Source organism: Vibrio sp. B1ASS3 (assembly GCF_905175355.1).
GTDB classification, from domain to species: domain Bacteria; phylum Pseudomonadota; class Gammaproteobacteria; order Enterobacterales; family Vibrionaceae; genus Vibrio; species Vibrio owensii.
Map to the genome: position 1 here is coordinate 2,259,431 of NZ_HG992742.1, position 25,143 is coordinate 2,284,573.

Annotated in this window: 10 protein-coding genes and 1 pseudogene; 5 read left to right on the plus strand and 6 right to left on the minus strand. The window is 42.7% G+C overall.

The genetic code is table 11. The features are described from left to right. Positions 1–426: 426 nt before the first annotated feature. Positions 427–2,346: an Ig-like domain-containing protein gene (locus KJB05_RS10440; protein ID WP_208445508.1), complete on the minus strand. Its 1,920-nt coding sequence runs from the start codon at positions 2,344–2,346 to the stop codon at positions 427–429. Between the two features lie 551 nt (positions 2,347–2,897). Here KJB05_RS10440 and KJB05_RS28865 point away from each other — a divergent pair. The 4 genes and pseudogenes from KJB05_RS28865 (at position 2,898) to KJB05_RS10455 (ending at position 6,802) form a co-directional block, all read left to right on the plus strand. Then, the gene (locus tag KJB05_RS28865; RefSeq protein WP_213053072.1) at positions 2,898–4,433 is read left to right on the plus strand and encodes a beta-prism lectin domain-containing protein; all 1,536 of its coding nucleotides are present in this window, start codon (positions 2,898–2,900) and stop codon (positions 4,431–4,433) included. Between the two features lie 337 nt (positions 4,434–4,770). Beyond that, positions 4,771–5,229: a transposase gene (locus KJB05_RS28665; protein WP_244868305.1), complete on the plus strand. Its 459-nt coding sequence runs from the start codon at positions 4,771–4,773 to the stop codon at positions 5,227–5,229. After that, positions 5,124–5,689, plus strand: a pseudogene (locus KJB05_RS28670) (IS5 family transposase). The gene KJB05_RS28665 and the pseudogene KJB05_RS28670 overlap by 106 nt, the downstream one beginning before the upstream one ends. Before the next feature lie 171 nt (positions 5,690–5,860). After that, positions 5,861–6,802, plus strand: a complete 942-nt coding sequence (locus KJB05_RS10455; RefSeq protein ID WP_208446510.1) for a helix-turn-helix transcriptional regulator — start codon at positions 5,861–5,863, stop codon at positions 6,800–6,802. 112 nt (positions 6,803–6,914) lie between these two features. Here the strand turns inward: KJB05_RS10455 and KJB05_RS10460 are convergent, their stop codons facing one another. Together KJB05_RS10460 and KJB05_RS10465 are read right to left on the minus strand one after the other, a co-directional pair. Next, positions 6,915–8,099: a response regulator gene (locus tag KJB05_RS10460; RefSeq protein ID WP_208446509.1), complete on the minus strand. Its 1,185-nt coding sequence runs from the start codon at positions 8,097–8,099 to the stop codon at positions 6,915–6,917. Positions 8,100–8,301: 202 nt separating this feature from the next. Next, on the minus strand, positions 8,302–9,222 hold the full coding sequence (locus tag KJB05_RS10465) for an IS5 family transposase (protein ID WP_213053073.1): 921 nt from the start codon (positions 9,220–9,222) through the stop codon (positions 8,302–8,304). Positions 9,223–9,851: 629 nt separating this feature from the next. Here KJB05_RS10465 and KJB05_RS10470 point away from each other — a divergent pair. Then, the gene (locus KJB05_RS10470) at positions 9,852–10,772 is read left to right on the plus strand and encodes a helix-turn-helix transcriptional regulator (RefSeq protein ID WP_208446182.1); all 921 of its coding nucleotides are present in this window, start codon (positions 9,852–9,854) and stop codon (positions 10,770–10,772) included. 1,253 nt (positions 10,773–12,025) lie between these two features. Here KJB05_RS10470 and KJB05_RS10480 read toward each other — a convergent pair. The 3 genes from KJB05_RS10480 to KJB05_RS10490 form a co-directional block, all read right to left on the minus strand. Further along, a complete protein-coding gene (locus KJB05_RS10480; RefSeq protein WP_208446180.1) occupies positions 12,026–13,198 on the minus strand; it encodes an MFS transporter in 1,173 nt (390 codons plus the stop codon). Between the two features lie 387 nt (positions 13,199–13,585). Beyond that, positions 13,586–13,927 carry a hypothetical protein gene (locus KJB05_RS10485; protein ID WP_039986991.1) on the minus strand — a complete coding sequence of 114 codons (342 nt, stop codon included), beginning with the start codon at positions 13,925–13,927 and terminating at the stop codon, positions 13,586–13,588. Positions 13,928–14,302: 375 nt separating this feature from the next. Beyond that, positions 14,303–24,814: a DUF11 domain-containing protein gene (locus tag KJB05_RS10490; RefSeq protein WP_208446179.1), complete on the minus strand. Its 10,512-nt coding sequence runs from the start codon at positions 24,812–24,814 to the stop codon at positions 14,303–14,305. Positions 24,815–25,143 lie beyond the last annotated feature (329 nt).

Genomic DNA, 25,143 nt, shown 5'->3' on the forward strand with positions numbered 1-25,143 from the left:
AACTGTACATCTAACGCCCCAGTATCAGAGCCTCTATACATCAAAACCCACTTAAGTCGGATTAATTCACTTGAATTTTCAGCTAGAATAAAAAAAACCCGCAAAAATTCATTTGCGGGTAAAGGGATAACCAGAATAATATATTGCTTCAGAAATGTAAGCCTTTGTTATGAAGATTTCACCTCACACAACAGTAACCCACGCGATAACTATATTTTAAACATTATCTTGGACATAGAGCATATTAACCCGCCTTTAGAATTAAATGCCAAATCCCCCCCACAACAAAATAGGCAACGCAATCACAGTGAGTCAAACTTGTTCACATCACGTCGAAATTTAATTAATAACGATAAAAATGAATAAGGGAGAGTAATCTCCCCTATTGGTTAATACATATCACCTAAGATCAATGATACTCCACTTTTATTCATCACCTTCATTTGTAACTGTAATGACAAAGTCCCATTCATTATCAAGCAGATTCTTTGCAGCATTAGGATCGAGCAACTCATAGTGTTGCTGTTCAAAATCCCATACAAGCTCGCCTTCTGTACGAGACTCATCTGGCCAATCAAATACCGCCTTATATCTTAATGCTCCGGAAATCGGTGATTCAGAAAACTGGCCGAAAAAGAACGCATGTTCTTCGATAGGCTTACCTTCTTGACCATCAATATAAATGATAGCCATGCCACCTTCATCTAAAAATTCACTACCACTTTGTAGTTTATATCCGCCCATGACACGTCGTGCATAACCGATGTAATGAACCACCTCATCTTGCACGGTATTCGTGTACGTCCCGGTATCGACTTCCACAGATAATGAGTGCAATGGTGTGACTGTCAGTTCAGAATAGTCTCCAAGTGTACCCGCATTCTCAGAGATATAAGTCGCATTGATAAAACTCGTTCCAGCGTCAAGACCAGTTGCTACCCCTTTATCTTGGGCTTCGTTTGAAACAACGGCAATGTAAGGGGCATCACTACTCCATGTTAAGCTATCAGATTTCGTTACATCAATAACCGAGCCATCAGACATGGTCGCTTCAGCAGTAAATTGCTTGCTGTAACCAACTGGAATTTGAGGGGTATCCAAACTATTTTGTGGTTTTGGTAGCACCGTGAGATCCACAACAATGGCTTCAACAACCTCTAGCGACGCTGTCGCTCTATAAGCTTGGCCATTAAACTCAGCAAATGCTGCAATCACAGCTTGACCAACAAGAACACCCGTTGCAGTTCCCTTATCATTAGCGGAGTTAGAGATTGTTGCAATGTCAGAGTTGCCACTGCTCCAGCTTATCGCGGGATCATTGGTTACATCAACAACCTCACCATTGGACAAGTTCGCTTCCGCTTTATATTCCGTGGTGAGACCAATTGGTATTGTTTTAGACTCTGGTACAACAGCTAACGCCGTGATCATCGTGTCGGTTACTTCTAAAGTCGCTACCCCCTGTACAAATTGTCCATTAATGTCACCGGATGCAGAAATTTCTGCGATACCAACACTTATTGCCTTAGCTTCGCCCATCGTACCCTGTTCGTTTGAAACAGAAGCAATGTTCGGAGCACTACTAGACCACGTGATAGCACTGTCATCAGTAACATCAACTTCTTCACCAGTAGATAAAACAAGTACCGCATTAAACGATTTAGTCAAACCGACAGGTGTAGTCAGTAGTTGGGGCGTAATATCCAACGATGTTATCGAAGCATTACTTACTTGCAATTCACCTTCATCACTATGGCCCATTAAAGCTGCTGCTATCATAGAAGAACCGCTTAACTCACCTTTGGCCATGCCTTTAGTTCCTGGAGTGTTTGAAACAGATGCAACGTAAGGGTTGCTACTACTCCATTCAGACTCGGCAAATTCTGTTACATCAAGTGATTGCCCATTAGAAAAACTCGCGTGAGCGTTAAATGTTGTTGTCAATCCACTTAACGTCGTTGCTTTTTTAGGAGTGACAACGAATGAACTCAACGTTGCATCTGTGACCTCGATCGTTACGCTATCTTCAAATATGCCACCATAAAAATTGCCCGATGCAGTAATCGAAACGACACCGACGTTGTTTCCAGTAGAAACTAAGCCAGAAGAGCTAACCGTCGCAATGGATTCGTCAGAGCTCACCCAGTTAAGATTTCCACTTTCCGTCACGTCAATAACGGTCCCTTTCGAATAAAGCGTTTCTGCTTTTAGTTGCAGTTCAAACCCCAGCGGAACACTACTTTGTTTTGGAGTAACAATAAGCTCATTAACTTTATTACACCCACTTAGCCCCACGACTGCCAGCAGACAGATCGCCATCGACCAGATTGAAGTAGTTACTTTCATTAGTTTACTCCCTTATAAAACAAAAGAAGTAAACATTACACATATGAAACACAGCAACTAATAGCACTTATGTATAAATAGTTATAAAAATGCCACATAGATTAGGTATCATGCATCCACTTGACAAATCAAACATTAAGTTGTGACTACCAATGTGGTTGTCATTTTTATTTCGAATAATTCTAAACCCCAAAAAATAATTTTAAATCAATAATAAATTCAAAAGATTAGAAAAATAACGTTCAAAAAAACGCTGAGTATTTTTCGCTCTTTTTAAAACACTCAAACTAATCGCAGCCCTCACGTTAACTGACAAATAGAAATAAAAGGCAGTTTGAAAAACATTATTACCCTGATGCTCAATAATATTTTTTTCAAAAACGTTTCAATGACTTAGGCTTAACCATATAAATCAAATTACATTCAGCAGCTTATGCTTTTCACTAAAAATAAGTGTGATGAATAGCAGTAATTTTTTAACCGCTTAGTTCTCTGTAATAAAAGGACTAAGCATTCAAAATGTAATGGAATTACCTAGGAGTTTTTAGCCTATGTCTAATGTTATCAATACCCGACTAAAAAAGACGGCTTTATGTTTAGCAATGTCGCTTTCAATGAGCGGTTCAATCCTTGCCGATGTATTCGAGCAACCTCATGTTCTTAATGTCAATATTTTTGATACACAAACAAATAGCCCTATCGCTGATGGGTTGCGCAGTGTTGAAGTGAACATCCTTGATAATGAAAACGACGTCATTATTGGAACCGTGCCTTTCACCTGTGCTTTCGTAAATGGCATGTGTACAGTACCTATTGATGATGAATTCCTTGGCGACTTGACTGAACTATCAAGTTTCTCTTTTGAAGTGAAGGTTCCTGGAGTTTTAGACCAACATTTGGTTTCTTATAACGTATCTAATGTCTCAATGTCAGTGGAGTTACCTCATCTAGATGATGAATCATTTGTTTACGACGTCAAACCCGTTTTATATGCACGTATAGCAGATAATGTAACCGGTAATATCACCCCATTGTCTGTCGATACATCAACAGTGAATATTGATGGCAAACAAGTGATTAACGAAAATGGTGAATGGGTAGGAGAAGGCGGTGTTGAAGGCCCTCAAGGCCCACAAGGTGAAACTGGTGCTCAAGGCCCACAAGGCGAAACTGGTGCTCAAGGCCCACAAGGCGAAACTGGTGCTCAAGGCCCGCAAGGCGAAACTGGTGCTCAAGGCCCGCAAGGCGAAACTGGTGCTCAAGGCCCACAAGGTGAAACTGGTGCTCAAGGCCCGCAAGGCGAAACTGGTGCTCAAGGCCCACAAGGTGAAACTGGCGCTCAAGGCCCACAAGGTGAAACTGGCGCTCAAGGCCCACAAGGTGAAACCGGTGCTCAAGGCCCACAAGGTGAAACTGGCGCTCAAGGCCCACAAGGTGAAACTGGCGCTCAAGGCCCACAAGGTGAAACCGGTGCTCAAGGCCCACAAGGTGAAACTGGCGCTCAAGGCCCACAAGGTAAAACCGGTCAGCGAGGCGCTCAAGGCCCACAAGGTAAAACCGGTCAGCGAGGCGCGAAAGGCTCACGAGGAGCGACAGGTCCACAAGGTCCAAAGGGAGCATCTGGTACTGAATACACTGCTTATACCTCAAAATTATTTGGTTATCCGAATAGCGAAAATTACAACTATGTCACAATCCCATTAAATAGTAATACGTTATTCGTTAGGTCCGGAGATTGGATTGACGGCCTTGGCACTAGCGGAAAAGTATATGCAGGTAAAGAAAGAGCGAATAAAAAAGCTATTAACCTCATAGGCCTAAAGCGTATTAACGTATATCGACATAAAAACGGCGTATACCCAGAAACATTGAGAAAACTAGAATTTATTTATAACAATGGAAGAAAAGTATCAGTAGGTAGCAACAGCAACATGATTTACAAAGCGGGCACTTACAGCGTACCAACCGGTAAAACTATATTTAAAATAGACGCTTATTCCTCCATAGACGCACCAATTTTCTCAACAAACAATAGTTTAAGTATTAATTCTGGTCGCATTGGGGGGTTGATATTCTACTCTAAATAGCTGAAATAAATCTAAGTATGCACTTATTTTTAGATGGTGATAATCAACATAACTAGTTCGTTTAAAAGTTATTCTTGATTGTTGTCCTCGAGATAATTCTGTTTAGTTGTCGGGGAATGCTAACGATGTCAGATACTAAGCGTCATATAGATATTCTTAAGACAGAATAATAAGCAACCACATGGATTAAAAAGGTAGGCGTATTCTAAAATAAACATTAAACCTACTAGCATTGCTAGTAGGTTTTCTTTCTATGATGGCTTTGTTGCTTAAATCGATGGAACTAAATCTAGAAGCTACGATCTGATCGGCTACACCCATCAATCGTCGTAGCCTCATGCCTAAACCTCGTTACAAAACAACTAACTGGAAGCAGTACAACAAAGCCTTAATCAACCGTGGTTCTCTGACCTTTTGGATTGATGAGGAAACGATAGCTGAGTGGAAACAAAACAAACAAGGCAAGCGTGGTAGACCTCGCCGGTTCAGCGACTTAGCCATTACTACTGCACTGATGGTGAAACGCATTTTCTCTATGCCATTGAGAGCGCTACAAGGTTTTCTAGACTCTGTATTTAAGCTAGCTAATATCCCGCTAGTTTGTCCACACTACACCTGTATAAGCCGTCGAGCCAAGGAAGTTGAGATTTCATTTAAAACTAAAACCAGAGGTGCGATACAACACCGGCAATTGATGCCACTGGCCTCAAAGTTTATGGCGAAGGTGAATGGAAGGCTAAGAAGCATGGTACTGATGGGAAGCGCAGAGTATGGCGTAAGTTGCATATCGCAGTAGATACGAGCACCCACGAGATAATCGCAGCAGAGCTGAGTTTATCGAACGTAACCGATGCCGAAGTGCTCCCAACTTACTCAAGCAGACACGTCGTAAAATCATCGAGATATCAGGTGATGGTGCTTATGACACAAGGAGTTGTCACGATGCTATACGAATCAAGGGAGCAGTTCCGCTCATTCCGCCACGAGAAGGGGCAGCCTTCTGGGAGCAAGGACACCCTCGAAATTTAGCAGTAGGTTGCCAGAAGCTCTACGGTTCCAACGAGAAGTGGAAAAAGCGGTATGGCTATCATAAGCGCTCACTATCAGAGACAACAATGCATCGGGTGAAACAGTTGTTAGGTGGAAAATTAAGCTTAAGAAACTACAACGCTCAGGTTGGCGAAACTTATGCCATGATCAAAGCGCTGAACAAGCTAACAGGGCTTGGTATGCCTGAAACTCAGTATGTTGTTTAAGAAGCGTTCAACATGGGACTGCCATGTCTTCTCACCGAATTAAGCAACAAAGCCTTCTATGATCGTAAATTATCAGATACAAAGCCGAGTTTTATCACTTTCAAACGTGAATTCAATCCTTTTTTGGCTATACTTTGACAAACATAGAAATCATAAAATGGATTACAGCTTTTGTTTGCACTGTACTTAAAACAACTAAGAACCGAAAAAGGTCTGACTCAAAGAGGTTTGTGTACTGTACTTAATTTAGCAGATAAAGACTTCGCCTCGATAGATTCCGTTACTGTGAGTCGATGGGAACGCGGCTCGACGGAACCCCATATAACAAAAGCAATCAAGGTATTGAGAGTGCTCACTCAAGATCTCCGCCCTTTCCTTTCTATGATTCCCACTAGAGAGCAAGACGATGTGATCAGTAAGTTATCTTATGAGAAATTCGAATCTGCCGTCGCGGGGATTCGCTCAGCATCCTATGTACATACCGAAGCATTCCACAACGATTTAATCGTCGAAAAAACAATCGATTTGCAGCAAGACAAAAATGCACTGCAGAATATAAAGAATTTTATCCAAACCTCAAAATCCGGTTATCCTGGACTCATCAACCTAGACTTTGAAAATCTTTATCGAAACAAAAAGCTCTTGCTCAAGTTGTATATTAACCCTAATCGAAACGAGTTTGTGGGACATAATCTTGCCATGCTGTTTAATGCGCAAGAGCTAGCAATTGAATTAACCACCCCTCATAAAACCTTACCGTTTTACAAAGCCAAAGGTTATTCAAACAAAGACCCACTCGCTATCTGTAGTTTGAGCCGATTTGCAGCCAATCAACAAGCGTTTGACCGTATCCACTCAGACTTCGTTAACTACGTGGCTAGCCACTCAAACATTCATTTTTACTATCACTATTTACATAATGAGATTCTGCTTGATTATATGGTCGAAATTGGTGCAGAGAAAGTTGGCTTCGATACGCCAGATAAACATGGCAAGATAAAAATAGGAAAAGAAACGTTTAGGAATTGCTTACTAAAAATCAATACAGAGAACATATTATCAAGGCCTGAGATCATTCGTTTACTGAAAAAGAAACCTAAAGCAGAACCGTAGTATTGAATGTGCAGTTATCTATAAACGTCTTATACAAAAACCGAGAAGGTCAACACTAAGGCTCTTTTCCATTAGAGCCTTAGACGAATAGATAAACAACGAAGTCGAAAAATCACGCTTCCTTTTCTAAAGCTCTTGGTGAGCGATACTCCCCTAAGCTATTCATTAGTTCGTTCACAGCAAGCGGTCCCGAAAACAGTATCCCTTGCTGCTTACTCAATCCGATAGATTTCAGTGCTTCACTGAGTGCTGTATTCTCAATTCCATCGCATAGCAAAGCTATTCCTGCTAGCGCAGCTGATGCACTCAAACCTATGAATAGATTATCTTTCTTTTCGAAATCGAGTTGTCGTGTTACGTCAGAGATTAACTTTAGCTGTTTGATTTTATTGGATTTCGCTCGTTCTATAATTTCTTCTGTTAGGTCTCGGGCTCCAATAGATAATGCAAAGCCACTATTAAGTAACTGCTTAAGGTGTTCAAGCGCTATGTCACTCATCTTATCTAGCTGCTCAATCTCATTTAAATGCAGGCAAAATTCATGGTTATCGCTAATTTGATTCAGTTCAATCAAGCAACTCATAAGCACACTGTCCGCGAGATGCTCTGCCTCAACATGGAACGTAAAACTCAGTTCACGAGGTAATTTACAAAGATATTCTCGATACTCGTGCAAAAACTTACCAATTACGATCTGATTGTACAGCTTTTTATCTTTCAACCTCGCCACATCAGGAAGAAGATGATTAGACAGTAATGGGGAATTTAAATCATTGAACCAATTGCCACCCACCTCTATTCCGAATATCTCATTAGTCTCAGTGTTCACTTGTGTTTGGTAGTAAACACCAATTGGAAACTGAAATATATTGCTGTTACACGCTAACTCATGTTTACGCTCCTCTCTTGTCTCAAGTACCTCTAACTCTTGGGCGACTAACTCTGTAAGTTGCTTAGAATTAATTGGCTTTTCAAGCGCAGTGACGATATCAACTTCATACAGCTTACCGATTTTCCACATTACGTCGATTACCGCCTTATCCAACGACGAAATCACCACAATTTTGGTAGAAAGCGATAGTTGAGAAATCATATTTAGCAACTCAAAGCCATCGCCATTTGGCATCATGATATCCATAATGACGAGATCAAACTTCTTCGTTCGCATTTTATTGATTGCAGCATAAGCATTTTCAACGGCGACAGTTTTAACCTCGGCATTGGCTCTTAATACGGCATTTTTTAAGATTTCTCTTGACAGTTCGACATCATCAACAATTAAAACAGATTTATGCATCGTGTTTACCTTTGTATTGAGATAACAGGTTCATCCAAACTCTTTGTGACTTTAACGTTTTAATATTGATATTCATCAACTTGAAAACCGTGTCGTGCTTGTTGATACTTCTATACTCAAAGCTCAAAGAAAAAAACAGATTAAAGATGGCTTTGTTGCTTAATTCGGTGAGAAGACATGGCAGTCCCATGTTGAACGCTTCTTAAACAACATACTGAGTTTCAGGCATACCAAGCCCTGTTAGCTTGTTCAGCGCTTTGATCATGGCATAAGTTTCGCCAACCTGAGCGTTGTAGTTTCTTAAGCTTAATTTTCCACCTAACAACTGTTTCACCCGATGCATTGTTGTCTCTGATAGTGAGCGCTTATGATAGCCATACCGCTTTTTCCACTTCTCGTTGGAACCGTAGAGCTTCTGGCAACCTACTGCTAAATTTCGAGGGTGTCCTTGCTCCCAGAAGGCTGCCCCTTCTCGTGGCGGAATGAGCGGAACTGCTCCCTTGATTCGTATAGCATCGTGACAACTCCTTGTGTCATAAGCACCATCACCTGATATCTCGATGATTTTACGACGTGTCTGCTTGAGTAAGTTGGGGAGCACTTCGGCATCGGTTACGTTCGATAAACTCAGCTCTGCTGCGATTATCTCGTGGGTGCTCGTATCTACTGCGATATGCAACTTACGCCATACTCTGCGCTTCCCATCAGTACCATGCTTCTTAGCCTTCCATTCACCTTCGCCATAAACTTTGAGGCCAGTGGCATCAATTGCCAGGTGTTGTATCGCACCTCTGGTTTTAGTTTTAAATGAAATCTCAACTTCCTTGGCTCGACGGCTTATACAGGTGTAGTGTGGACAAACTAGCGGGATATTAGCTAGCTTAAATACAGAGTCTAGAAAACCTTGTAGCGCTCTCAATGGCATAGAGAAAATGCGTTTCACCATCAGTGCAGTAGTAATGGCTAAGTCGCTGAACCGGCGAGGTCTACCACGCTTGCCTTGTTTGTTTTGTTTCCACTCAGCTATCGTTTCCTCATCAATCCAAAAGGTCAGAGAACCACGGTTGATTAAGGCTTTGTTGTACTGCTTCCAGTTAGTTGTTTTGTAACGAGGTTTAGGCATGAGGCTACGACGATTGATGGGTGTAGCCGATCAGATCGTAGCTTCTAGATTTAGTTCCATCGATTTAAGCAACAAAGCCCTTCCTTAACGTAATCATTAAGGACTTCCTTTAATGCCTTGCTGAGCAGATGGATGTATTTTGCAAATCTGGCGCTGTGAAAGATTGAGCATTTTTGATATTTAGCTCAAATATGTGCCTAACCATTAAGTTGATACAATGAATACGATAAATATCTTCCGTATTTTCTTAATGTTATGAACAATGTGATTTACTGGACAAGAAATAATAAACTTTCATTTTGTTATCGGATTTAAGTAAGCTCCCCTCATACGGGGATGAATACCCTCTCCAGCAGTGTGTGCTATATGTACTAACTAATTATTCCGACGTGAGTCCATCGTGCATACCACCTTCTGCATCATTCTTCATTTGCACCAACTTCGTGACTATAACTATTGGAACAACCAACTTCTCTAATCAGATTGGTACACTTTCTCTTTTCTAATCAATACCGACAATCGTACTTTTGTCATTCTATAATGATAATAATCACACTAAACTTGTGCTTTTAGTTGAACTTATCAACATGCAAACCATAATTACAATAAACCATTGAAGAGAGAAATGAATGTCTGAAAAATTCGCTAAATACCTCCAAAAAATGCGTCAAAGCAATGAGTTGACTCAACAGCAGGTTATTGAATATCTTGCTGTTTATGACGTCTGTTTTGAGAAGTTGGACATTACAACATTTAGCCGTTGGGAACGTGGGGCTACCGCACCAAAGTTATCTAAGCAACTATTGCTAGCCAGAGCTTTTGGTGACGATATAACTCTTTTGATTGACTCTTCAACAGATAAAGATGAAGCGAAAGCCATTGTACTTGATGAGCTTGTCGGTCCAGCATTATATCCGTATTGGCAAGGAGAAAAGGAGTCAACAACCTATGAATCACCATTACCAACAGACGATATTTACGCGTTAGCAAAATTACAGGCTTTTCATGAGCGCTACCTAGGAGTAGATATAAGTGAAGAGCTGCTGCAAAATGAAAACCTTATCTTACGGACCACCAAAGACTCCAATGGACACTTACTGGGGCATCGGCTTTACACTTTTGTTCCTTTCAATACACCAGATGAACAACTCTCTCCCAGTAACTTAATACATTGCCCATTCGTCACGCTTGAGAAGAATGACGGCGCTCCGGTGAATATGTACACAATTTCAGGATTCAACCCACTTCCTGAAGTAAGGTTAGCAGGTCTTATTAACTTAATAGATGTACTGAGAGAGAATCCCGAGATTAAGTTCTTCATCACAAACTGCCATAAACAAGCCAACTATGTTTTATACGACACACACACAGACTGTGAAATCATAGGGAAAGGTGAACTGACCAACGAAGGTGGGGTTAAGGTGTTTGGTAGACGGTACAAGTATGTTCGCCTAAAAGTCAAAGTCGAGACGCTCCTCGCAACAAAAACCATAACTAAGCTTTTACCATACACTAATGAGTTGGCTGACGGTTTCAAAAGTAAGTCATGAGAGTGATGGCGCTCTTACCAGACTTGAACATCAGAGCCTTCGAGACAAGGGTTTAGTTTATGAAAATAATGGTTAACGAAAAAAGTCGACGCCTTCATCGACAACTGAAATGTGGAAAAAGTACCCACCATTAGGCAGAAATCAATGGTGGGTAAAAATATAGCTTTTTTGAACTATATGAATGGAGTGTCCGAGTGTTTGCTCCCGGCATATATAATATGACTAAAGCTACAAGAAAATGATTGGGCATAATATTAGAATATTAATTCAACATGCTCATTAAAAAAGCCGCCATAAAAAATGGCGGCAAAGTTTGGTTTCGTCATTAACCAATAGGCTAGGCACCTATTTGTACATATCAAGTTGTACATATCAAGTTGTACATATCAAGGTTGAAAAGCAACCTTATTTAGAAGTCTACTCATTAAGAGGTTATTATCAACACAATTGCACATCGCTTATCGAGATAATTCCAAAAATGATGGTGTTCTTAATTAATTTCAAACCATTTAATAACATAACCATCATCATATCTGTATTGGGACTCACGATTCCAATCCTATGCCAGGTGCCTATTACTCAAATTCGTGTAATTATTGAGCGCATTCGAATCAATCTATAATACTATGCTATTGATTGTTATCATAAATAAGAAATAATGTAGCTTTATACAAAATGAGATTTATTTATGAAGAAAATAATAACTACTGTTTTTTTGTCGATTTTGGTTGGTCCTCTCGGGTGTACTTCAACAACATCACCTTACAAGAGTGTATTTCTATGCGAATCGGGAGAGCAATTTGAAGCAAATTTAGGACACGAAACAGCAGAATTACGCTTTGGTTCACATATATATTCCATTCCTCGTGTCCCTTCCGCATCAGGGATGAAATACATTTCTGATGATAGAAGCTATCGACTTTTCGTAAAGAGAGAAGAAGCTCTGCTTATGGTTCACGATCGCTCATACCGAGCGTGTAAATTGCAGCATTGAATCAAAGGTTAAAAACACAACGTCATCCGCATTAATCCATATACACTGATTATTGTTATTACTAGCATTTTTTCCGAGATATTTTTTAAAATGCTGTTTAGTTTACAGACTGAATGTTAGATAAATATGTTGATGTCGTATCTTTCCCTCGGCATCAGTATATTGCAACTTACATAAGCTATTCCCACCCTTAACCGGGTGGGCTTTTTCTCTTAACATCATACGTACTAATCAGAAAGAGTGGATGAAGTAGCATAATTCAATGAGGCATGAACCCTATTGTAATGCTTAGAAAGGCTATTATGATAAATGCGATAATTACCCAAGATAAATGCGACGCTTGATCAACCCCTAAGTGAATGAGAAAAATACTGATTGTCGACGCAACAAGCATTTCTCCCCCTCCTAACGCAGCCGCAGCAATACCAGCTTGCTTCTTATATGGCCTCATCACCATCGCTTGTATACACGGCTGAGATACACCGTTCCCTAATACCATCAAGAATAAACCAAACATTAAATATAAAGGCTCCACTGGACAATTAAGCAACCAAATAGCAGCCCCCATGTGAAAGGCATAAGCTGCCATCAACGTATTTTTTCGCCCTAGAATGGGTTGCCCCAAACGACTAACATACGCACCAATAAAAAGCCCACTAGCAGGAATAAGCGCCCACATCGCATACTCTTCAGATGTCATTCCGATTTGATTTTGCATAATAAATGACATTACTGAAACCGCGGTTATCAACAAGGTAAAGTTAAGCCAGCCAAGGCTAGCGAAACTGATGAAGTAAAGTGAAGTGAGTAGATGGCGATATTCTCGAAATACTCTCTTAGGGTCTAAAGTTGGCTTTAACCGTGTCATCGTTTCTGGAAATGAAAAAGCAACGATCACACATACCAAACTGACGTAGCTTAACAAAACAATAAATATGACTAACCAGCCAAAATAGTGGTTAATCACCCCACCGATTACTGGTGCGATGATTGGCACAATGGAAACGGTTATGGCTATATACGACAATGCAATGGCTAGCTCATGATTCTTGAAGCTATCTCTTATCGCAGCGTTAGCGACAACTAAGCAGCAACCCATGCCGAGTCCCTGAAAGAAGCGTCCGATTAGAGTCCACTCAAAAGAGCTACTGTGGAATACGATGATCCATAAACCAAACATACCAGTCGTTAAACCCATAAGGACGACTTTCTTACGTCCTATAACATCAGACAGAGGACCATAAATAAACTGAGAAGGTCCAAAACCAAGTAAATAAACACTTACGATCCATTGGGCTTGTTCCAGCGCTATATCAAAGTCTTTAGCAATCCAAGGTAGTGACGGAAACACCAGCCCCATACTAAGTTGGCTGATGCTAAACAACAGACAAGCGAAAACAATGGTCTTATACCGAACGTTGGTGTTTATCATCCGTACTTTAGCCTCCCAGTATTAGTAATGCGAATTACCTACATAAGTTGCCTTACGGTTTTTATCCCATAACGCATAAATCTGGTTTTAAGGATTCGCGTCATTCCGATAAGAGTAGCTCTCAAATTATCTAGAAGAATCGTACAATCCAATATAGCTCACATATTGAACGGATATGTTGCCATTAATTAGTATTTATGAGGCCGAACCGGGAGGGAATGAGGAGCAAGGAGCTCATATAAGCTCTCGTTCTTGCTTAGCTAGAAAATTGATAAAAGGGGGAATTGATTAGATTATGGTGGAATAGAGAGGCGCCTGGCATGCCTAGATTCGATCTCATTGATGTGATGGACAATTCGATTGTGAAGCAGCACGCCAAAGCCCTTTCTAACAAAAGACGCTCAATAAAATGTCTTGATGCTTCTTTGTTCCTCCGCAAACATTGAAATAATCGGTTTCACAGTGTTTTACTTCTTTCGGTTCTTTCTTCACTTTAGGTACCGAAGGCGCTGCTCTTAATTTTCGGCTGCAAAATGGGCATCCTATCGTCTTAGCTGCAGCCAAAAAATTTTTAGGCGAAGTATGAAAAACGCCATGTGTAGAACATATAATTTGAACGTGCGTATTTTGATTTACGTACGTGACTTGGGAGTAGTCATAAAGTGTTCCGTACTTTTCCATCGCTCTTTCGATAAACTGTTGCGCACGAATAACCTGTTCTGCTGGCATAATTTGTTCTCACTCCTATTCACTATCAATTGATAAACTGGAGATAGGTGTAGAGTGATTGCTGAAGCTTACAAACCAGCCTTTCTGCACAGAAGGTTGAGAGTTTTTATCGATATAATAGTTTGCATTTTCTTGATAGTGATTTTTATCCCCTAAACTCAATGCGGTACATGTTGCTTTAACGTTATAAAGGTTTCTATCCTTCACAGTGCCCTCTTCTTAGCTATTGATACACTATCGCGACTATTTCATGTGTCACCATTGCATTTATATAGCTTCTATCGAAGACTTTTTTTGAGTGTGCTAACTAAGGATTTTAAATTAAAAGGAGAGACCAGCCCTCCCCTCTTAAGTATCTGAATAATCTAAGAGTAATTAGTCATCGTTGCTCTCTTTACGATGAACACTGAAGTTAAACTTCGTGAGCTTATTCGGGGTAATTCGCAACACTTTCGGGTTTTCGCTCACCACTTCCATCGAAGTCGGTAGCGAGTCAGTGTCTAACTTCACTAGGAAGTTTTTCCCTTTTTTGTTTTTTATCCATTGATCCGGAATATGGTAGCGTCCGTATTGGTCTGTATGAATGACGATGCCTTCCACCGTCATCAGCTTGACACCAGGTATCCCGTCTTCATAAACCCCTTTGTTCTCAATCACGATTTCCCACAGGTAGGCATCGCCATGTCGATAGAGGTTTCTTGTGATGTTAAGATTCTCTGCACTTAAGCCGTTCTTTTTGTCTGATTCATGAGCAAACTTGATTTGGCCTTGCGCATCAAATTCGATGCGTGAACCACCGTCCGATGTGACGGTAAAATCAAAGCTCTCACGAGTACGTGTTTTGAATTGAATCGCGACAGTTTTAGTTTCAGAGATGGTGCGGTTTATCGAGTGTCCCCAAAGATCACCCAATTCAACACCTTCTTGCACGGCTGAAATCACTTGACCATTGTCTTGCTCATCCTCAACCGACAGCTCTTTCCCATCGCGGACGACGATTGTAGAGCCAGCGATGTAGTCCTGTGTAGACAAGTTGGCAGTCAATTCCACATCAAATGCCGTCGCGTCTGCTTGGAAACCGTCTTTGTTGTGGTCTTCAAACACCTTACCGATAATGGATGAGGTATCGAATACCTTGTCCGGCTCTACGGTCACTTTGGCACTGTCTTCGTTCGATACCGCAAGGCCGTCGACTTTCGATACCGCGGTGTTGATGTAGTCACCAAAGGTCGCGCCAACGGAAACTCGCAGTAGATAACGGATACGCAGTTTCTCACCTGGGTCGAAGTTCAATGATGTAAACAGCAGCTTGCCTGTGTCTGATGGTTCAATCGTCAACACTCGGTCGTCTTCATTACCAAACTCACCATCTGGGCCACTCAACACCACTTCCGATGTATCAAAAATGTACTTGAAGCCGCCTGGGTAACGGTCTTCCACGGTAACGTTTTTGAAGTACGATTCGTTGTTGTTTTCTACAATGACTTCGTATTCCACGGCATCGCCCACTTGCGCGGTGTCTTGCAACGCCGCTTTCGTTAGCAAAAGTTCACCACTGTTATCTGGGATTTTCTTGATGTGCGTGGTCACGCTGTCACTGGTTTGTGTACCGTCTGTTTCTGTCGCGGTAAAGGTGTTGGTGATGTCGTCATCCAAACCTTTACCTAGCGTGCCCACAACTTCAAAGGCAAACGCATTACGTTTTTTCGACTTCAGGTTGACCGTCAAATCCAAATCTTCGCTTGCCGGGAAGGTGTGGCGATCAATCACGCTGCCGCTATCGTCTACTTCAACACCTTCAATCGTCCAGTCGGTGAAGACTTTGTTGCCCGCTTCATTTTGCAGCTCACTGATTTCATCGGTTAGACGAACATTGGCTGCGTTGCCATCACCTTGGTTCGTCACGGCTAGATAGTAAGTCACGGAATCATCATCCGGTGTGTATTCCGGCTTATCAGAACGCTTCTCAACCACAAGCTCAGCAGGAACAGGCGGTAAATCCAACGCTGCAACTTGGTCTGCAGAACCCTGCACTGAGGTTGGCGACGGCATCATGCTTTTTGAGCGCGCCATTGCAGCTGGATTCCACGTCAGATCTAAGTAGTAACCGAGCACATCAATGTTGGTCAGCATGTCTTCATTGACGGTCAACGTGAAGGTGTAATCAATCTTACCGCCCGGCGCGATATCAACGATGGTAAACAGATCTTTATCGTCTTCATAATCGCCCGGCTGAGTTTCAGCACCCTGCCAATCCGCCGTTAGCGTCCAATCATCAAAGGCTTTGTCACGAGAACCATCAATGTAATCACCCATGGATTCACTGAACTGGGTATAGATAGCAACGTTCTTCGCAATACCGCGTCCAATGTTTTCAATCACTAGGTGATATTCCACTTTTTCACCCGGCACGTAATGTGGTGCGTCGGTATAAAGCTCAGCTTGTACAACCGCACTCACGCTCTGAACGGGTGGGCTGATCACATCACCACCATCGACTTGCGCGGTGTTTACAATGGCTCCGGTCGCTGAATCCACAACCGTCCCTTTCGCGCGGAATACCACCTTACCTTTTGGTGCAATATCCACGCTGTATTCTGTTAGGCTGACTGATTCGACATTGCTGCCTATGGTTTGAGATTCAACCTCAAGCGATGTTGAGCCATCTACAAACGCAGGACCTGTCGTACCATCGTAATAACCAACTTGGATAGAAGACATGTCATCCACCACACTCAAATCGGTGATGTAGTTATTCGAGGTATTCTCGATAGTGATCAAGAACTCCAACTCTTCACCGGGTTCGTATTCGGTTTGAACGTTTGTTTTGGTGGCAACAAAATCGGAATCCATCGGCAGCATAATCGCTGTTGAATCTTGAGAAACACCGTTGTAAGTGACGGTGGCAGTGTTGCTGATCTCACCAATCGCTGTGGTACGGATCAGTGCTTTCACACGGAAGGTCACTGTACTCTCAGGCGCAATATCCATGGTTGCATTAATATCGTCGCTGAGCTCGAACGTTTTTGGTGTCACAACAGTGCGTTCATCCGATGCTTCGTACGTCACTTCCCACAACATAAACGCCGACTCTTTATTACCACTGGTGGTGTCAACATCGATGTCGCTAATGATGTCTTTCAGTTCAACACCAGAAGCAAACGCCAATGATGTGTTACTCACGGTAATGTCGTAGTTGATCAGCTTCGTCACTTCATAGGTTGGAGTGTCTACCGATTTGTCGATGGATACCGTCGCGAGGATCGGTGTACTGATTGCGCTTTTTTCTGTTGTATTCCCTTCAAACGTTGTACTCGCGGTATTGGTGATGTCACCCGTCGCATTGGCTACCGTTGTCGCTTGAATGGTATAAACGATCGTATCTTCAGGAGCGATATCCAGCGTCTCTTTCAGATCTTCACCTGTTGTTGGTGCTGGTACTGGCGTTTCACCCGTTGTTGAAACCGCTGAAATCTGAATTGAACTTGGGTCAAACGCTTTTCCTGTGGTGCCGCCAGCGAGCGTTGTTTCAATCGACTTCAATGTATCTTCAATTTCAACGGCTTCTGCCCAACCTAAGCCGTTGTTCTTAACCGTCACGGTATAAGTCAGCGTATCACCCGGTAGGTATTCAAGCTTGTCGACTTCTTTCGCCAACGTGACTTGTGCGTCTTCAGGCAAATACGTCGCTTCCGCTGTGTAATCTGTGCCATCACTGTCCACTTTAACTAAGTTAGTGATGTTGCCTTTGGCCTTGTCGTTAACGGTATTCGTCACAACGAAAGAGTAGCTATCGCCAGGATGGATACTATAAGTCGCGCTATAACCCTGATCGGTATCGATCACGTTTTTACGAGCGTTCAGCAAAGGATCACCACTACCACCGAGTACTTCATCACTGATCACCCATTTACCCGTAAAGGCTTGTTCTTTGTCAGTACTGTTCGCCACATCGGTCATAATGGTATCGATGCGATCCACCAACACTTGGTCGACCAAGTAGCCTTCACCGACGTTAGTTAACGTGATTTTGTAAGAAACAGGCTGACCCGGTTGGTATTTTGCATCCGGTTCTGCAATTGGTGTTGTCTCTTTGGTCAACGCCAATTGGCCCGGTTTTGGTGTAATATAGCCTTGTGTTAGCTTCGCTCGTTTACTGCCCGGACCATATAGAAGGAAAGCAGTATTGGTAAAACGACCTACGGCGTCATCGCGAACTTTACCTTGAATGTGGATACGAATAACGGTGTATTTATCACCGCCACCAGTACCTGCATCATCGCGTCCTGCCATTTTTATTGAGCCCGCAGGAATATTGATCTCCGGGTTAGTGACATCAACGAGTTTATCTAGCTCAGAGAAATCATTTGCTGCCGGATCAGAAGGCGCAGAGTCTAACAGCACCTCATAATCCAGAGTCCATTCTTTTAAAGCAGGCTTCATCGAACCATCAACCGTTTCAACTTCAAAGCTGTTAATGTCATCCAGCAGACCAAAAAAGCCGGTACTTACATCGTCATTGGTAATATCGATGTAGTAGTTAACCGTCCCCCCCGGTACATATTGAGGAGTATCAGTCCATTTATCGATCAAGTACTGAGATCGGCCAGCTTCCAGAACAATATCATTCGTGTTGTCGCCATTGACTTGTGCAGTATTGGTTATTGAACCTGTAGCAGAAGCAGCCACCGTCCCTTTCACATCAAACACAATGTGTTCACCTGGGCGAAGGTCTACCGTGGCATTCAATGGTACGTTACCGTTGTAGTTACCCTGAACGTCATAAGTTCCCGCTGGCTCAACTGCGATCGACGTTGACCATTGCGTAAATGCCGCTGTGCCATCTGAAGTATTAATATTGTTGATAGCATCGATAACATGAACGTCGTTAGCAATACTGTCGCCCGTGTTTTCAAGGGTGACTTGATATTCCACATCACCACGAGGTGCATAAGTACAACCGCTGCCATCAGTAGAAGGAACCGAACAACTCGCTGAATCGCCATCGGTATATTCTAACGTTTTGAAGTAGTTGATTTCTGAAGGCTTAGGTGGAATAGGTTCCGACGAAGCCGACTTACCATCTGCGGTCACTCGGTTCGCTTCAATCTCACCCAGTGCGTCGTCTCTTACTGTACCTGTCAGGTTAAAGGTCAACGCTTCGCCGGCTGCAATATCCACTTCGATATCGAGATTACCCGCTATGCTGTAACCCGGAACATAAGTATCAATGTTCGCGTCGATACCATTACTCACCGTATGACTGATATCACCAGAGGCATATGCCGGTTTGGTTGTACCGCCAATAACTTCAACGCCAATATCGGTCACCGTATCTTGAATACGCACATCATTTGCCCACCCATTTTCTGGGTTAGTAACGACGAACTCGTATTCCACTTCGTCACCAGGGATGTAAGTACCTCCTGAGGTGAAAGGCGTACCATTAATAGACACGACGCGTTTTTCCACATCGATATTATTCGCCAAAGGCAGCAACGTAGCTGTGCGGTTTTTGCCATCGTAGTTCGCGGTGTTTTGAATATCCCCCAATGCATCCTCTCGGATGGTGCCATGGACGGTGAACGTCAATGACTCCTGGGGGGCAATAACAATGTCATTGTCAATGTCGATATTATTGCCATCAACAAAATCTACCGCTTCGGTAATTGAGCCAGTTGCCGCCTCTTTGACTAGGCTTACTTCCCAGCCAGCATTAAAAGGCTTCCCAACTGGATCGCCACCCGCTGTCGAATTATCTTCCGCAATACGGGTTTGAATCGCAGAGATGGTGTCTTTTAGACGAGCGCCATACTCGGTGCCATAGCCGTTGTTTTTCAGCTGAATACGGTAATAAACCTCACTCTCACCCGATGCTTGCGAGTAGGTTGTTTTTGCAGAACTTAAGCTAACATCGGAGTAAGCTATCTTATTAAAACTGACTTCAGGACTTGCCATAAAAGAAATAGGAGAATCAAAATTAAAACGCCCAGCAAGCTCTGCGGTATTTTTAAATGAGCCTACGGCTTTTTGACTGATCTTTGCCATGATGGTGTAGCGGACAAAAGATTCACCGCTCGCAAGACCCTTGGCTGCAATATCAATGTTAGTTTCTATCGGCTCTTGTGAAGGAACTCCGAGAATAAGGCTATCTTGAGTATCTGGGTCTGAAATACTTGAATCATCTGTAAATGCTTCAACAATCCAATAATCAAATGCAGGCCCCTTTGTTCCATCATAATAATCGGTTTGGATTTGATGAAGTTCGTCACTTAACCCAATGTCGTTTATGTGTGCCGACGTATTGTTCCTTACCAAGATCTCGTATTCTACATACCCTCCCGGCATGTAAGATGTTGCCCCAACCATCTTATTGCCTTCAGAGTCGTAATAAGAAAGTATGTTTTTCTCGTAGTCCGCTTGAAGCTCCTTTGCCTTGATACCATGTGAGACTGTGTCACCATCAACCGTTAGTCGGTTGACAATGTCCCCTACTGCCTTTTCATTGAGGATCGCTACTACTTGATACTCTAGCGTTACTCCCATTGGGACGTCTGCCAATACATCAAGGTCGATATTGCTCGATGAATAATTAACTCCTGCGCCAGCGCCCGCATCAGTCAACTCTGCATTTTCGCCCGTAGCTGATGATGTAATCTCCCAGTGAGTAAATGCTGGTCCGGTTTTACCGTCAATAAGCTCTGTAGTTATGTTTGAAATGCTATCAAGGACAGGAATATCATCTGCATTTGCCTTGCCATCATTCTCAATGATCAATCGATAAGTGACAGTTTCACCCGGAGCATAAACTGATTCGTCAGCGATTTTATCGAAATCTAGGTGATAGTCATTTGGAACGACGATGGTGTCGTGATAGTTGATATCGCCAACGGCATCCGGACGAATAATCCCTTTCACGGTATATGTAACGTCTTCCCCTTCATCGATATCGATTGTGGTCACAATGTCATTGTTGTCTGCGACCGTACCGTCTTTTGTACCATCTGTCGTACCCGTATTCGCAGGGTCACTTTTCTCGACACCAACAGTAAATTTGTTCTCACCAACAGAAGGATCATAGAACGGATTACCCATGGTTCCATCTTGTAACTGAACGGAAATACCATTAATCAATTCATTCACACCAACGTTATTGCGGTAGCCTTTGCCATCTTGTGATGTGTACTTAAAGGTGTAGATTAGCTCATCACCTGGTGAATAGCGGTTGATGTTGGTAGTACGGAAAACATCACCATTGTTGTAAACCTGATGGTTTTCAGCAACGGCACGTTTTAGGTATTCACATGAAGTAGTACAACCTGCGTCATCTTTGTGAATCAACAACGCCTCGTTGCGGATCAAATATTGTTCACCCGCTTCTACCCCGTTAGAAACCGCATTATCTTTGACAAGCGCTTTGATCTTAACGGTAATAAAATCGTTCGCAGGAATGTTAAGCGGGATCTCAACATCGTCGGTGTTAGGCGTACTGTAGGCACCGCCATCAACTGAATACGACCAATGTTCAAACGGGTTCTGCTCAAGTAAATCCTCTGATTCACCATCTTTATCATTCGCAAGCGTAGTCGTGATCTCACTCAATCGGTCAATCAAGACTAAGTCATTTTCATCTGTTTCATCATTATTGCGAATGACAATGGTATAAACCAAATCATCGCCAGGTGTGTATCTTACAGCGCCCGTTGTTTTACTAATCGAAACATTGATGTCGTAAGCACTGTTCGAGTTATCGATCTGAGCGGAAGAACTGTGGTCACGGTCCGTTTGCGGATCATAGACGTCTACACGGTTAGAAACCTGATCTTCAACGAAGTCATTTTTCACAATGCCCGATATGGCATAACGAACCCAACCTCCCGGAGTGATATCGACGTCGGTATCGATGTTTTCGTTGTTTGCGACATCGCCGTAATGTGAACCTAACTCATCGTTATTTACCGAGCCCGTTACAGACCAGCTTGAGAAGAAGTTAAGCGCTTCGATGTCATCTTTAACGGTTGCATCGTTGGCATAGCCCGTTCCACGGTTATGAATAAAAATGTCAAATGTTGCTGATTCACCAGCAACAAAGCTTGTTTCTTGTGTAGTCTTGGCCACAACTAGATTCGGCTCATATGGATGCGTCGTCACCGAGTCCAATAAATTGATGTTGTCTTCTACTTCATTCGACTTGACGGTTGCTGTATTAGAGAAAGATCCCCATAGAATCTCTGTATCTACAGTTCGGTCAAGCTGCCCCACGATGGTATATGTGATGGTTACACCCGGTGGGATTTGAGCGATAACATCAAGATCGTTGTTATCAGAAAAGTCTCCGGCATCAGCAGCGACGTTTAACCAAGGCGAATCCGCCTCTATATCTGCTGAAATAGTCCACGAGGTGAAGACTTTCTTCATCGCACCAGCTGGCTCCAGCTGCTCTGCCTCTATGGTGCTGATGTCATCTTTAATTTCGATATTAGAAGCAAAACCATTACCCTCAGGGTTGGTTACGCTGATGGTGTAAGTCACTTCATTGGTCGTGTTGGTGTACCAGTTTTGTTCATCATTACCATCAACGCGCTTATCCAACACGAGGTAGTAATCACGAGGGTAAGAGCCTCGATCCGAATAAAGCTTGCCATCCACTTCAACTTCGTTTCGAATTTCATCATCCGCAATTGGGTTGATCACCGCAGCAATCGAATAAATGATGGTTTCTTTTGGGGCAACCGTCGCACTTACATCCAAGATATTCTTGTTGGTTTGATTGCCATTTATCTCGTCAGTCAACCCTGACTTACTATTTGTGGAAACATTGCCATCCTCGTCATAGGCAGTTGCCGTCACTGTCCAACTTACATAAGCATTGCTAGTTGTCCCGTTTATAGTGGTCGTCATAACGGAAGCAAGGTCATCGTAAACAGGAACATCAATAGCAAAACCGTTACCGTTGTTTTCGACGGAGATGACGTAATTCAAAGTACTACCAGATGAGTAGAAGCGAGAATCCACCTCTTTTTTGACTTTCAAGTTGGAATTTGGCATCTGGATACCAGAGCCACTTTCAGTCAGATTGTCACCAAAACATAACTCCGCATCTGTGCCATCATCAACAATTTGGCCAACGCTGTCGTCCGCCACTCTTGCCGTCAGCTTATAACGAACATAACCTTCAGGAGCCAAATCGACTTTTAGGTCAATGTCGTCACTGGTCCAAGCGCCGTAGTTGAATGAACCATAGTTAGAGCCTTCACCACGGCTATCCGCGACTTCAAGTTTCCATTCAGAAAAAGCAGATCCAGACGAACCATCAACTTGCTCAGTGACGTTACAGGCAAACTTATCCAGCACGATGACATCATTGGCAAAGTATTTCGAGTCCGCATTCGAGATCTCGATGTCGTAAACCACTTCATTCTCACCAGAAACACCAGGCACATACGTCGTGTCAGTGGTCTTCTTAAGTCGCGAAATTTGACCTGAGGAGGAATCCAACACCTCTTCAGTATTCAAAGTATTTGTTAACTGATCGGCAGAATCTGAGGTTCCGCCACCATTTAAAACACGGGCAATAACTTGTGGGATCTGACCAATAGCAACAGGGCTGGCATTGACAACGACGGAGTAAAGAATTTGTTCCCCAGGGTAAATAGAGACTTTATCATTCAGTGACTTATTCGTCTCTTTGCCTGATACATCGAGTTCTGAAGTGCTGTTTGCACCAATACTAATAACTTCGTTCGTCCACAACGAGTAAGGGTTACCAGTTGTATCATCGGCATTTTTATCATTAGTGATCTGATGACCTAATTCGGACTCAACCTCCTCCATCAACTGCTGAACGGTATAGCCATAAGCAATACCAGCACCCGATGCATTTTGGACTGTTATGGTGTAAGAAAAGTCTTCGCCAACTAAGTAATCGTCGCTTTTGTTAAGTGTATGAGTAAGGGTTACATCCGCACTTTTTGGCGGCGTTGTCGTTGTTGTGGCGGCTTTAGAATCGTCACGCGTTTCTGCTTTTGCGCTGTCGTTAATAATATCGCCAACTAATGTCGGGGCAACTTGCCCTCGGATGGTATAAGTCACTGAACCACCAACCGCGATAGATACGTCCGTAGCCTCTAAATTGCCACTTGGTGAAAACGTACCAGCATCACTTCCTGAGCCAGAGACTGAAGCACTGTTTGAAACGGAAGTAAATGCGGAAATAGGCGCACCATTTAGGTCTTCAGTCTCGATATCTGCCACTAAGTCAGTAACGGTCATTCCGTTAATTTTAGAAGAACCCGTATTCGAAACTTTCAACGTGTAAGTCACAGACTGACCGATGCTGTATTTATCCGGTGAAGCTGAAAGCTCAATGCTGTGCTCATACACCACTCGCTCGTGAGTGGTCGAATTTGAATCTTCTCGAGAAAGCGCGCCAGAGCGGACACTAGCGACATTTGTAATATCACCTGCCGCCTGCTCTGAAACGGTTGCTTTGATGGTGTAAGAAACCGTGCCGTTATTACGAATTCGTACATCAGCCGCCGTTAGGTTGCCATTTCTGTCGTAGTCACCAGCAGAAGAGAGAAAAGAAGCGGACGCGGAGATTTCTGCGCTCTCAAACGCATTCACTGAACCACCAGAATCACCGGAAGTCATGATGTTCATGACCTCATCATTGACCTCTAACCCGGAAAGTGTGGAACCAGAGGTGTTGGTTAAGGTCAATGTATATTCAATCTGGTTACCGTTGTCGTATTGACCACTTATCGGTGACAACTGGACATCAAGCCCGGCTATATCCGCTTTCGCAGGTACAGTAACCAATACCATTAGGAACGACAAAAACGCACCGCCGACGGTGCGAATCAAACGACTAAAATCTTTCGACATGCTTACTTTCCGCCCAATAAATAACTGATAACGGCTAAGACCTGTCGCCGATCTAATGAATGTATTGACGCGAGAGTTCTTAGTTTATGAAGTTAGGCGGATTTTCAGTTATTCATGAAAGTAATGCATTCAGCATAGTTCAGGAAAAGTTTTTACAACATGCCCAAGAAAAATGACAAATTCAGATAGATTAGCATTGAAGATCTATCTGTTTTTTTATTTATAAGAACTCTTATTTATAAAAATAATTATGGGTTCCTCTTAACAACCAAGACTTAAGTTCAACTTTGGTTTTTATAATACCTAATGGTAATAAAGCGGAACTTCTT

Coding starts and splice junctions, on each gene's coding strand:
- KJB05_RS10440 (WP_208445508.1), bottom strand. CDS start 2,346: ATGAAAGTAACTACTTCAATCTGGTCGATGGCGATCTGTCTGCTGGCA.
- KJB05_RS28865 (WP_213053072.1), top strand. CDS start 2,898: ATGTCTAATGTTATCAATACCCGACTAAAAAAGACGGCTTTATGTTTA.
- KJB05_RS28665 (WP_244868305.1), top strand. CDS start 4,771: ATGCCTAAACCTCGTTACAAAACAACTAACTGGAAGCAGTACAACAAA.
- KJB05_RS10460 (WP_208446509.1), bottom strand. CDS start 8,099: ATGCATAAATCTGTTTTAATTGTTGATGATGTCGAACTGTCAAGAGAA.
- KJB05_RS10465 (WP_213053073.1), bottom strand. CDS start 9,222: ATGCCTAAACCTCGTTACAAAACAACTAACTGGAAGCAGTACAACAAA.
- KJB05_RS10470 (WP_208446182.1), top strand. CDS start 9,852: ATGTCTGAAAAATTCGCTAAATACCTCCAAAAAATGCGTCAAAGCAAT.
- KJB05_RS10480 (WP_208446180.1), bottom strand. CDS start 13,198: ATGATAAACACCAACGTTCGGTATAAGACCATTGTTTTCGCTTGTCTG.
- KJB05_RS10485 (WP_039986991.1), bottom strand. CDS start 13,927: ATGCCAGCAGAACAGGTTATTCGTGCGCAACAGTTTATCGAAAGAGCG.
- KJB05_RS10490 (WP_208446179.1), bottom strand. CDS start 24,814: ATGTCGAAAGATTTTAGTCGTTTGATTCGCACCGTCGGCGGTGCGTTT.